This is a genomic window from Prosthecobacter sp., from assembly GCF_044373815.1.
In the GTDB taxonomy this organism is placed as follows: domain Bacteria; phylum Verrucomicrobiota; class Verrucomicrobiia; order Verrucomicrobiales; family Verrucomicrobiaceae; genus Prosthecobacter.
This window is the reverse complement of sequence record NZ_JBIPNG010000191.1, coordinates 1-11613: the sequence shown is the minus strand read 5'-3', so window position 1 is coordinate 11613 and position 11613 is coordinate 1. Positions and strand designations below refer to the sequence as shown.

Below are 11613 nucleotides of genomic sequence, written 5' to 3'. Positions count from 1 at the left end.
GTGCACTCATTTACCCAGCTTTTCTCATCAGTGCCGGAGGAGCGCTCGCTTTGGTCATGGTGACCTACCTTTTGCCAAAACTTGCCTCATTACTGACCGGCTCCGGCAAAGAGCCCCCCTTCATGATCAAGGTCAGCCTCGCCCTCTCTGATCTTCTCAAAAACTACTGGTGGGCGCTCGGCCTTGCACTGGGCTGCATCATCATGCTGCTCTTTGCACTGCGTAAAACACCCGGCTTTCAGTCCGGGTGGCATCGTTTCATGATCAAGATGCCCGGCATCCGTGACATCACCCGCGCACGCTTTGAGCTGCAGTTCTTTGAAACCCTCGGCAGCTTATTGCGCGGCGGCGTGCCCCTGCTGCATGCCTTGGAACTTGTGCGCCGCGCCGTCACCAACCTGCACCTCAAACATGCACTCACCCAGGCGGAAGCATTGGTGCAAGAAGGTGCATCCCTGAGTCATGCGATGAAAAAAACGCAGGCCCTCGACTCCCAGGCCATCGACGTCATCCGCATCGGCGAAGACACCGGCCATCTCGCCGAGGTGCTGGGCAAAGCCGCCACGCGAATGGACACGCAGCTCACCCGCACCATCGAGCGCGTCACCGCCCTCATCCAGCCCTGCCTCCTTCTCATCATGGCCACTCTCGTCGGCACCCTCGTCTACACCATGGTAAACATTGTCTTCTCAACCCTCAGCCAACTCCGTCATTAATGAAACACCTCCGCACCTCTTCCAAAAACGGCTTCACCCTGCTCGAAATGATGGTCGTTTTGCTCATCATTGCACTCATTCTCGGAACCGTGGCCTTCATGGTGCAGGGCATCGAGGGCGATGCCGAACACGTCACCACGGGTGCCAAGATCAAAGGTCTCGAAGTCGCGCTGACCTCCTACAAGATCAGCAACCTCACTTATCCCACGCAGGAGCAGGGACTTGAGGCACTGGTGTCGCGCCCCACGGCAGACCCGAAGCCCAAGCGCTGGACCCAGCTCGCCAAACCCGACGGCATCACCGACCCTTGGGGCCGCAAGCTGGTGTATCGCAACCCCGGCAAGCACAACGCAGGCGGCTACGATGTGCTCTCCCTCGGAGCGGACGGATTGGAGAACACCGAAGATGATATTGGCAACTGGTAGCAAAATGAAGGCGTTCACGCTGCTGGAGATGATCGTGGTGCTCGCCATCGCGTCTCTCGTCATTGGCATCGGGGCCGGAGCCGTGCATAAACTCACGGAAGAGCACGAGTTGCTGCGCGTGGCGCATGACGCTGAGCGCGTCTTGATGCAAGCCATGACCCGCACACTCAACACCGTGCAACCTCAGTCCGTTGATTTGAGCAGCCTGAGTCAGAAGGCCAAGCTCACCGTGCGGCATGCAGGCAGTGAGACGTTTGTTTCTACCAGCAACCAACACCTGCGGCTACGCCCCGGCGGGCTTTGTGAACCGCTGACACTGCGCTGGCAAAACGGTGCAAACTGGGTCAGTGCGACGCTTGATCCGCTGACCGCAGGGTTCCAAGAACTGGAGGAAAACCCGTGAAAAAACGACGTGGTTTCACCCTGTTGGAAACGCTGCTGGCGCTGATGGTGTTCAGCACCGCCGTGGTGGCATTGGTGGAAGCCGTGCATCAACTGGGCGAGCACACGCTGCTGCGCCGGCATGAAGCGGCGGTGCAGGAGCGCATGAGGTCGCTACTGGTGGAACATACGCGCAGGCCGGATGAAATTGAGGAAGTCAAACTTCAGGAGGGTGATGTGACTTACACCGTGACGCACACACCGCTGGAGCTGAAGGACCGCGATGGGCAGCGGGTGGAGGGATTGTTCGAGGTGCGTGTAACTGCTGCATGGAACGAAGGCCGGACGCAGCAGCAGGCCAGTGCTGAAACCTGGGTGTATCCGCCGCTCTTCCGCTGATGAAAGTTCTGCGCCAATCATCCCAAGCGAAAGCATTCACCCTGCTGGAGGTGATCATAGTGCTGGCGATCACGGCGCTGATGCTGGGGGCGGTGTATTCGCTGGCACAGGGCACGCTGCTGCTGGCGGATGATGTGCGCCGTGCGGAGCGCCGTGACGCACGGATGCAGGCCTTTACCACGTTTTGCGAGCATCTGCTGGCGGAGCTGCCTGCCAACGCGGTGCTGAATCTCAGCACCACGCAGAAAGGCGGGCAGTACCTGACGCGGCTGGAGCTGGAGCATGTGCGATCCCCCTTTGATGAAACGCCGGACTGCAATGTAGCTTTGTTTACTCAAGGGCAGCCCGGTGGTGGGATGCGGCTGATGCTGACGTGTCATTCTGAAGCAAACGAGAGCAGCGTGGTGCTGATTGAAGACCTGGCGCAGTGCGAATGGAGCGTGTTTCATCCGACAACGCGGCAGTGGGCCCCGTTTTGGTCCGAAGACAACCCCGACGGAGTTCCGACGGCGCATGCGCATCCGCCGCTGATGAAATTCGTGATGTCGCAGGCGGGTGGCGAAATCCACGAGCTGATTTTCTGGATCACTCCCAGTGAACCCAACCTGCTGAACGCCGCTCCAATCCCCGCCCCCCTTCCCCCAAAGTCTCCCCAGTGAAACACCAAGGGCTAGCCCCGCAACAGCTTGCAAACTGCGCTGACTTCGATCGCTAACAAGGCTTCACCAAATATCGCGCCTCAAAGGTGCACCGGGAAAGATTAAAGAGAGGAGCCCTGGCAGCATGGGTGAGCTGGGAGCATCTGGGGGATGCAACGGGTGCGATAAAGCACGAATGTCCTCTGACCGCCAGCGCCAGCAGCGCGACACGCCAGCAGCGCGACACGCCAGAGGCGCAGAGCGAGAGGTTTCCAGCGGTGGGTGGAGGTCATTCCAAATGGTTGGCAGCCACGCGTTGAAAGAGAAGCGAGCTTTGTTTTCAAATCAGACGCCGTTGGCTGAGGCGAGGGGATCGCCGGCGGGGAGGTCGATCCAGAATTCGGCGCCGGATTCATCCTGGTTGCGGCAGCCGGTGCTGCCGTTGTGGGCGTGGGCGAGGGCTTGCACGAGGCTGAGGCCGAGGCCCATGCCGGGGGTGTTGGCGCTGGCGGCGGAACCGCGCATGTAGCGCTGCCAGATTTTGGTCTGATCGGCGGCGGTGAGGCCGGGGCCGGTATCGCGCACGGAGATGCGTGCCTGTTCGCCATGGATGCTGAGCGCGAGGGTGATGATGCCGCCGCGCGGGGTGTAGGCGAAGGCGTTGTCGAGGAGGTTGGCGACGGCCTGGTTGATGCGCTGGCGGTCGAGCAGCACCCAGCGGGTGTCGGGGGCTTCGAAGTTGAAGGTGAGGCCGCGTTCATCGGCGGCGGCTTTGTAGAGATCGAACAGATCGGCGAGCAACTGACGGAGGTCGATGATTTCGAGATGGAGCTTCAAGGCTTTGTGCTCGGCTGCGCGGGTGGTGAGAATGGTCTGCACGAGCTCGGTGGCGCGGTCGAGCTCTTCGAGGCCGCGAGCGGCGGCGTCGCGGGCGGTGGGGTTGTCGATGTGATCGTGGAAGGTTTCGAGATTGCCGCGGATGCGCGCGAGCGGGGTGCGCAGCTCGTGGGCGAGATTGTCATTGGCGCTTTGGAGCTCTGCGGTGAGGGCATCGATGCGGTCGAGGCCGGTGTTGAAGGCGGTGGCGAAGGCCTGGAGTTCGGGGACGGCGCCGGGTGCCTGAAGCCGGGCCTCGGTGCTGCCCTGGGCGAGCTTGCGGGTGCTGAGCATCATCTCCTGCACGGGGCGCAGCACGTGACGTACGAACCACCAGAGGGGCAGGAGCATGAGGACGGTGGAGGCGAGGCCGGCGAACCAGAGATGACGGCGGATGTGCTCGACGTAGGCGAGGTCTTCGGCGTCGGTGCGGCCGAACCAGAGGGCATTTTTATCATCGAGAATCTGACAGCCGACGAGCAGCTGCTGCTGGCGTTCGGTGTGTGGAATGGTCATGAGCCAGGTCTCGGATGGCTTCAATTTTTTGGGCGGGCGTTTGGGCCAGTTGTAGCCTGCGACAGCGTCCGGGGTCTGCTCGAAAATGGTCTCGCCCGCAGGATTGGTGATGCGGACGGCCTGGCTTTCCTCGTGTTTGCCGGCGGCAAAAACTTCGGTGAGTTCTTTGAGGCCATTGCGGTTGTAGAGCACGGCGTATTCACCCAAGTCATCGAGCACGACGGCACGGGCGATGCTGCTGAGGTTTTGCCGCATGGCCCAGCCAGCCACGGTGATGCAGAGGGCGGTACTGGTGGCCATGAGCACTGCCAGCAGCAGACCCAGCCGCCAGGTGGACGGCATGCGCTCAGGGAACAGCTTTGATAACATAGCCTTTGCCTCGGACGGTTTGCAGGTGGGACGGCTGGCCGGGAGGGTCGATCTTCCGGCGCAGGCGACAGATCATCGCATCCACGACATTGGTGCCGGGGTCAAACTGGATATCCCAGACTTTTTCGAGGAGGAATTTTTTGGTGAGGGTGCGGCCTTCATTGGCGAGCAGCACCTCCAGGAGCGTCCATTCGCGGGGCTGGAGCTCGATTTTTTCGTCGGCATGGAGCAGGCGACGCTTAATGGGATCGAGCGTCCATTTGCCAATGTGGCGTGTGGCAGGAGCGGCGGCGCTGCCTGCGGCGCGACGCTGGAGCGCCTCCAGCCGGGCAAGCAATTCCTCCATGGCGAAGGGTTTGGTCACGTAATCATCTCCGCCGGCTTTGAGGCCGCGCACGCGATCGGCGACGTTGTCACGGGCGGTGAGAAAGAGTACTGGGAGGCCGAACCCGCGTGCGCGCATTTGTTCGACGACAGCGAAGCCATCCATGTCGGGGAGGCCGACGTCGAGGATCACCGCGTCAAAGGACTCCGTGCCCAGCGCGATGAGCGCCGCACCGCCTTTTTCCCGCCAGGTGCATGAATGCCCTGCCTCGCTCAGCCATAGGCTGGTCTGGCGGGCGAGTTCGGTGTCATCTTCGACGAGGAGCAGGTGCATGCGGGTGGTGGCGCGGAGTTTGCACAGGAGTTGCGGCTGCAACACTCGATTCCATCACCATTACCAAATGATAACGTGTCAGACCCCGCAACCGTGGCGGATTAAGGAGCGATGAACGCACCCTGCAATCATGGCGGCTTGATCCCTTGGCATCCTGTGAGCTGGGGATTCCGCAGGGGCATCTGTAACCGCACTCACCAGCCTTTCGGTGGGGCGCGTCGTTCGGGTAACACCCCATGTTCAAGTGCTTGGGAAATGGCTATGCAGAAAAATGGTCTGAATCAGATGCGGCATGCTGCCGGGCTGATGCTCGGGCCACCAACCCAAAACTCCAACAGCTATGAACAAAATCCTCGTCTGGGACATTCCTGCCCGCCTCTTTCACTGGGCCTTTGCTGGCTCACTCGCCGCTGCGATTGGCATCGGCTTTCTCGTCGATGATGATGCGCCGCTGTTTCAACTGCACATGCTGTTCGGCATCGTCGCGTTGTTCCTGCTCGCCGTGCGTGTGGTGATGGGAATCGTCGGCTCACGCTATTCGCGGTTTTCGAGTTACCCGGTGCATCCGCGCGAAGTCGCCAGCTACATGATCAGCGCCGCTGTTTCGAAGACGAAACTTTACGCGGGAAACAATCCGGGATCGGCGACGGCAGCCGTGCTGATGTTCCTGCTCGTTCCAGCCTTGTTCATCTCGGGCATCGGCTACGGCGGTGAGGCGATCGAAGAACTGCACGAAGCCTTTGCGTGGGCCTTGCTGGTGGTCATCGTCATGCATCTGGCTGGGCTGGCGTGGCATACGATTCGGCATCGGGAGAACATCTCGCTGGCGATGGTCACGGGCAAAAAATCGGGCAGGGCGGAGGATGCCATTTCATCCAGTCATGCGGTCTGGGGCGTGATCATCGCCATCGTGGCCGGTGTGTGGATCGCGGCGCTCTTTGCCGGGCACAATGCCAGCACGGCCACGGTCAAACTGCCGGGCCTCGGAGTGACTTTGCAGCTCGGTGAAAACGAGGGCGGCAAAGGCAAGCAAGGCCGCGAGCGCGACGACGACTGAAATTATGAAACGCTTCCTCACATTCTTGCTGTTCCTGACATCGCTCGTCGCGCAGGCGGGCGTGGTGTTTGAGCAGCCGCATGATGGCAGCGGGCCGCTGCTGACATCATCGCGCTATCAGCCGAATGGAACGGACTACGATCAGTTTGTGTGGGACTCGTTCAGCGTGCCGACGGCGCAGGCGGTGACGGAGATTCGCTGGCGCGGCGGCTACGATCCGCAGATGGCTTATTGGGGTGGAAACATCGTGAACTTCCGCGTGTCGATCTATGAATCCACGCCGGGCCTGTCGCAGCCGCATCTGGGTCCGGGTTATCTAGGCACGCCTGCGACGCTGGTGGCCTATGACACGGGAAACAAGGCGGGGGAGACGAGCGCGGGCGTGTTTGGCGGTGTGTCGATGTATGATTACCACTTTGTTTTGCCCACGGTTTTTCAGGCGCAGGCGGGAAAGCTCTACTGGGTGCAGATCGAGGCCGAGTTCACAGCTGGTCTGCCGTATTGGGGCTTTGCGGGTGGCACGGGCAATGGCTCGCACTTCCGGCGTATCGCCGGGCAGGCGGACTATTATTTTCAGTATGCGCCGGGCGATGCGGCGTTCAGCATCATTACCAGTGATGGGCCGACATACAGCATCGCGGCGACTGAATCACCCATCGGCAGCGGCACGATCACGAATGCGGGCATGTATCCGCAAAACTCTGCCGCACCGCTCATCGCCACGCCGAACGCGGGCTTCGCCTTCGTGAACTGGACGGAGAATGGCAACGTGGTCAGCACGAATCCGAACTACACTTTCACCGTGACAGGAAACCGCACGCTAGTGGCCAACTTCGCCACAGGTTCGCTCATCACGACGACATCATCGCCGCTCACGGGTGGGACGACAGATGGCGGCGGCAGCTTTGCGAATGGCAGCAGCGTCACCGTTCAGGCGGTGGCTTCCACGAACTACAACTTCGTCAACTGGACCGAAAATGGAGTGCCCGTGAGTGCGAGCGGGAGCTACACCTTCACCGCCACCGGAGATCGCGATCTCGTCGCCAACTTCACTTCTTCCGCCAGCAATCTCGGCATCGTTTTCTCACAGCCGACGACGACTTCCGGCACGCTGCTACTCTCCTCCTACATGCTGCCAGATGGGAACATCGATGGCATGGAATATCGCTTTGAAAAGTTCACGCTCGCCACCACCACGGGCATCTCGCATCTGCGCTGGCGCGGCGGTTACGTTGGCAACAATCAGGCGGGCAATCCGGTGGTGGAGTTCATCATCAAAATCTACGGATCCACCGCGAATGGATTTTATCCCGACATCGCCAATCCCGTTCTGAAAAAATACACCATCACTGGCAACGCCAGCGAGACAGCAGCAGGTCTGTTCGGCGGCGTGCAGATGTTTGATTACTCGGTAACGCTGCCCACGTCCTTCGTTGCCACGGCAGGCACTGGCTACTGGATTCAAATTGAAGCCTCGCAATACGGCTATCCGCTCACCTGGGGGCATGCGACCGGCGCTGGCGGCGACAACGGGCACTATCGCCGCATGGGCAACAGCTACTACGGCGGCGCGGGCGACCTCGCGCTCACGCTCTCGGCGGATGTGCCCACCAGCTACGCCATCGCCGCCACGTCGTCTTCAGTGAATGGCGGCAGTGTCAGCGGTGCGGGCACCTTCGCACTCGATGCCGTCGTAAATCTCTCCGCCACGGCCAAAACGGGCTACGCCTTTGTGAACTGGACCGAAGGCGGCACCGTCGTGAGTTCGTCTGCGCTGTATTCGTTTCCTGCTGCGGAGAATCGCACGCTCGTCGCGAATTTTCAGCCGACCTATCAACTCGTGCTGACGAGTTCATCACTGACGACGGGCACCGTTGCAGGCGCGGGCACCCACCTCATCGGCAGCAGCGTCACCGCCACCGCGACGGCCAAGCCGGGCTATGTTTTCCTCAATTGGACCGAGGCTGGCAACATCGTCAGCACCACGCCCGCCTACACCTTCACGCTGCTGACTCAGCGCACATTGTTGGCAAATTTTGCCGCCGGATTCACCGTCACCACGACTCCGTCTTTCGTACCCGGCGGCAGCGTGAGCGGAGGCGGCGGCTACGCCACGAGCGGTGTGGTCACGCTGCTCGCCACACCTGCCCCGGGCTATCAATTCACCGGCTGGACCGAAGGAGTCATCGTCGTGAGCGCCAGCAACAGCTTGTCCTTCAACGCGACCTCGAACCGCGCACTCATCGCGAACTTCGTGCCCATCGTCGGCATCACGAACGCCACGCCGGGCTGCATCGTCTTTGCATGGCCTGATTCGGCCACCGGATGGGTTTTGCAGGAAAGCACCGACCTCGGTGCCGCGAGCTGGACGGCCTCGACGCTGCCCGTGACCACCAGCGGCGGGCAAAACCAAGTCTCCATCCCGAATCCCACTGGCAGCCGATTCTTCCGCCTGAGCCACCCGTGAACTGCGGGCGACTGGTTCATTACCAAACGATAACGTGCTGAGCAGCAGGGTCTGTGGTGACAATGGGATTACACCCACCACACCATGAAAGACACGGTCACAAATGCAGTGAGCGATGAATGCAGCCACTTGTTTGCGCAAGCTCTGCGCGGAGAAGCCGATGCCGCGACGCAGCTTTATGCGAGGTGTGTGCCCCCCCTGGCCGGATGGCTGGCACAGCGCATCTCCGGTCATGCTGTTCAGGATATGGCGCATGAAGCGATGGCGGAGGCGTTTCGCAAGGGTGACCTCTTCAAGCCGGGTCATTCCTTTCAAGTTTGGCTCAGGACGCTGGCCTGGCACCGTGCGCTGAACATCCTGCGAAATGAGTCGCGGCGCAAGGCACGGGAACAGGCCTATCTACAACAGGAGCAAGCGTGTGCGTCTGAGGATCACAAGCCGTCGCCGTATCTTGAGAGGCTGGCTTCCACTCTCGCGGCGCTGCCGGATTCCCAGCGGGAACTGCTGGAACTTCATTACCTCAAAGGAAAAACCAGCCGGGCGATTGCGGAGATGCATGGCCGTTCGCGGAGCGCTGTGGCGGTCCATTTGCACCGTCTCTGCCGGAAGCTGCGCACGGACATCGAGTCTTCACGGAGGCAGGGACGTGTCTGCCATGAGTCTGCAAAGATGGCGGCCTGATTTGGTGACGATCCAACCCTTTATGAAACACACTACTCACAGCCAGCCAACCACCCGGAAGGTGTCTCAGGGACACCTCTTTGCCTGCTTGATCGCGGTCGTCACCTTGACCTTCGGCATTGATACGGCACGGGCTAGCATTGCCTATGGCAGCATCAACAACTTTGACACGGTGAATGATACCGGCAGCCAGGCACACGGGTTTGAGATCGAACTCGATGACATCCACAGCACGGACATCACGTACACCTATAACTACAACCATTACGGAGTGCCGGAGATCACGGAGGACAACTCGGTGGCGGGGCATCCGAAGGTCTTCATTCGCTGGCAGAGCAAGAAGAATGCCGATGGTACCTGGGCAGCCTACACGGCCATTCCTGCGGCACTGATCCCGCCGACGCAGGGGCATCAATTTACCAACCCTGGGGTGAACTTTGGCGGGGAGCATTTTGGAGTTGGCTATCGGGCGCAACCCAGTGCGGTGCTCTACAACTGGCTGATCGACAACGGGGCTGGTGCCTTGGTGCATGGTGGTGCGGTGCAGGTTTCGACGCCGACGTTTACTTACTATCCTCCAGTGGCCGCAGCGCCGGCGCAGGTGCAAGCGGTGATCGTGCCGCCACCGCCGCCAGTTCCCCCGCCGCTGCAGTTTGGCAAAGCGGTGTGGGTGAAAGAGATCAAAACCAAGACGCATAACGCCAACAAGGTCAAGCTGCGCGAACTGGTCTCCGATGACCCCGACAACCAGGACGACAAGAATTGGAAGAACGGCGAACCCGATGAGGTCGAGACGGAATGGCGCATCCTGCAGAAGAACAGTGGTGCGGCTGATGGTGGCCCGAACAACAACGTTGCTGCTGCCGCTGAAGATTTGCCGAACGGCAATGAAGTCGTCACGAGGCGCTACGAGTTTTACAAATACACCGGACCGCTGGATGCGGAGACAGGCGAGGCAATGGCGACGGCGGTGGGAGGAGACGGGCAGCATGGCACTGGCTCCGCGACGTATGCGGACCATTTTAATGGAGCGCTGGGAGAGTGGGCCACCGTCACCACCGACATGACCACGAAAGTCGTGGTGGGTGATTTCACCGGATCGCAAATGGCTGCGGTGGATGTGAATGCTGCGGTGGGTCTTATTGATCACGCAGGCGAAGGCAAGGTGGGCAAGGCGTTTGCGCCGCGCACGGTGGTGGTGGAAGGCGCGCTGCCGTTTACTGCTTCGAAAACGGGTACGGTGCCGCCGGGGATGACGTTCAACGAGGTCACGGGCGTGCTCTATGGTACGCCGAGCAACGCGGGCACCTTTAGTTTTGCCGTGACTGCCAGCGATGGTGTGAATCCCGACGTGCAGAAGAACTATACGATGAACATCGCGGCGGCGGGTGCGGCGCTGCCTGCGCAGAGCCTGCTGGACACGGCTGCAGTGCCTGTGGGTGCGGGCACGACCACCGGCGACGGGTCTTTTGACGTGGGCGCAAACGCCACCGTCACCGCCACGCCTGCGGCAGGCTATTTGTTTCAGAACTGGACGGACAACGGCCAGATCGTCAGCATAGACAGCAGCTACACCTTTGCCATGGATGTGAACCACTCGCTGGTGGCGAACTTCGTGCCGGACGTGATGCAGTGGTCCGTCACGACGAGCGCCGCCCCTGCGGCGGGCGGCACGACCACGGGAGATGGACTCATCAATGATGGTGCGAGCACCACGGTCGTTGCCAGCGCGAATGCGGGCTACGGTTTCACGAACTGGACCGAGGGCGCGGCGATCGTGAGCAGCAGTGCGAGCTACACTTTCAATGCGACGGCGGACCGCGTGCTGGTGGCGAATTTTTCCGCCTTGCCGTCCTATACTGTGAGCACCAGCGCGGTGCCAGTGGCGGGTGGCACAACGAGCGGCGACGGTGGGTTCATCAGCGGTAGCAGCGCCACGGTGACGGCCACGGCAAATGCGGGCTACTTTTTTGTGAACTGGACGGAGAACGGGACGCAGGCAAGCACGAATGCGAGCTACACTTTCAATGTGACGGCCAACCGCACGCTGGTGGCGAACTTCTCCGTCATAGGCACCGTTCTCCGCACGATCTCGACTTCTGTTTCGCCGGCGAACTCAGGCACTACCACCGGTGGTGGCTCGTATGGTGATGGCACGAGCGTCACCGTGGTGGCGACGGCGGCACCGGGCTACAAATTCAGCAAATGGAAACAGGGCGGAAGCAATGTGAGCAGCGCGGCGAGCTACACCTTCACCGCCAGCGCAGACCGTGCGCTGGTGGCGACCTTCACACCGGTTTATTCCATCACCGGGACGTCGAACCCGCCCGCAGGCGGCACCACGGAAGCGGACAGTGCCAGCTACAATCCGGGAGATGGTGGCAACATCCAGGCCTTCCCTGCCCCAGGCTGGCAGTTCGTGAACTGGAC

General features: G+C 60.9%; 11 protein-coding genes. 9 read left to right on the top strand and 2 right to left on the bottom strand.

Going from position 1 to position 11613, the window contains the following annotated elements; genetic code table 11:
• The 5 genes from ACIREA_RS16175 to ACIREA_RS16155 all read left to right on the top strand — a co-directional run.
• Window positions 1-716, top strand: a 716-nt coding sequence (locus tag ACIREA_RS16175) for a type II secretion system F family protein (RefSeq protein ID WP_397383331.1), incomplete at its 5' end; no start/stop codon positions are given.
• Window positions 716-1141, top strand: a complete 426-nt coding sequence (gene gspG, locus ACIREA_RS16170; RefSeq protein WP_397383330.1) for a type II secretion system major pseudopilin GspG — start codon at window positions 716-718, stop codon at window positions 1139-1141. The genes ACIREA_RS16175 and gspG, both read left to right, overlap by 1 nt.
• Window positions 1142-1145: 4 nt before the next feature.
• The gene (locus ACIREA_RS16165) at window positions 1146-1544 is read left to right on the top strand and encodes a type II secretion system protein (RefSeq protein WP_397383329.1); all 399 of its coding nucleotides are present in this window, start codon (window positions 1146-1148) and stop codon (window positions 1542-1544) included.
• Window positions 1541-1921, top strand: a complete 381-nt coding sequence (locus tag ACIREA_RS16160) for a type II secretion system protein (RefSeq protein WP_397383328.1) — start codon at window positions 1541-1543, stop codon at window positions 1919-1921. The genes ACIREA_RS16165 and ACIREA_RS16160 overlap by 4 nt, the downstream gene beginning before the upstream one ends.
• Window positions 1921-2580 (top strand): type II secretion system protein, encoded by a 660-nt coding sequence (locus ACIREA_RS16155; protein WP_397383327.1) that lies wholly within the window; start codon window positions 1921-1923, stop codon window positions 2578-2580. Before ACIREA_RS16160 ends, ACIREA_RS16155 begins: the two co-directional genes overlap by 1 nt.
• A 324-nt stretch (window positions 2581-2904) precedes the next feature.
• Here the strand turns inward: ACIREA_RS16155 and ACIREA_RS16150 are convergent, their stop codons facing one another.
• Together ACIREA_RS16150 and ACIREA_RS16145 are read right to left on the bottom strand one after the other, a co-directional pair.
• On the bottom strand, window positions 2905-4293 hold the full coding sequence (locus ACIREA_RS16150) for a sensor histidine kinase (protein ID WP_397383326.1): 1389 nt from the start codon (window positions 4291-4293) through the stop codon (window positions 2905-2907).
• 4 nt (window positions 4294-4297) lie between these two features.
• A complete protein-coding gene (locus tag ACIREA_RS16145; RefSeq protein ID WP_397383325.1) occupies window positions 4298-5020 on the bottom strand; it encodes a response regulator transcription factor in 723 nt (240 codons plus the stop codon).
• Between the two features lie 298 nt (window positions 5021-5318).
• Here ACIREA_RS16145 and ACIREA_RS16140 point away from each other — a divergent pair, with 298 nt between their 5' ends.
• The 4 genes from ACIREA_RS16140 to ACIREA_RS16125 form a co-directional block, all read left to right on the top strand.
• Window positions 5319-6035, top strand: a complete 717-nt coding sequence (locus ACIREA_RS16140; RefSeq protein ID WP_397383324.1) for a cytochrome b/b6 domain-containing protein — start codon at window positions 5319-5321, stop codon at window positions 6033-6035.
• Between the two features lie 4 nt (window positions 6036-6039).
• Window positions 6040-8502, top strand: coding sequence for a hypothetical protein (locus ACIREA_RS16135; RefSeq protein WP_397383323.1), 2463 nt, complete (start codon window positions 6040-6042; stop codon window positions 8500-8502).
• Between the two features lie 84 nt (window positions 8503-8586).
• Entirely contained in the window at window positions 8587-9183 is a 597-nt protein-coding gene (locus ACIREA_RS16130) for an RNA polymerase sigma factor (protein ID WP_397383322.1), read from the top strand.
• A 22-nt stretch (window positions 9184-9205) separates the two neighbouring features.
• The coding region (locus tag ACIREA_RS16125; protein ID WP_397383321.1) for a putative Ig domain-containing protein at window positions 9206-11613 on the top strand (2408 nt) is incomplete at its 3' end.

Excerpts from the sequence above, each read along its gene's own strand:
- ACIREA_RS16165 (WP_397383329.1), top strand. The coding sequence starts at position 1,146 with ATGAAGGCGTTCACGCTGCTGGAGATGATCGTGGTGCTCGCCATCGCG.
- ACIREA_RS16135 (WP_397383323.1), top strand. The coding sequence starts at position 6,040 with ATGAAACGCTTCCTCACATTCTTGCTGTTCCTGACATCGCTCGTCGCG.
- gspG (WP_397383330.1), top strand. The coding sequence starts at position 716 with ATGAAACACCTCCGCACCTCTTCCAAAAACGGCTTCACCCTGCTCGAA.
- ACIREA_RS16140 (WP_397383324.1), top strand. The coding sequence starts at position 5,319 with ATGAACAAAATCCTCGTCTGGGACATTCCTGCCCGCCTCTTTCACTGG.
- ACIREA_RS16130 (WP_397383322.1), top strand. The coding sequence starts at position 8,587 with ATGAAAGACACGGTCACAAATGCAGTGAGCGATGAATGCAGCCACTTG.
- ACIREA_RS16155 (WP_397383327.1), top strand. The coding sequence starts at position 1,921 with ATGAAAGTTCTGCGCCAATCATCCCAAGCGAAAGCATTCACCCTGCTG.
- ACIREA_RS16150 (WP_397383326.1), bottom strand. The coding sequence starts at position 4,293 with ATGCCGTCCACCTGGCGGCTGGGTCTGCTGCTGGCAGTGCTCATGGCC.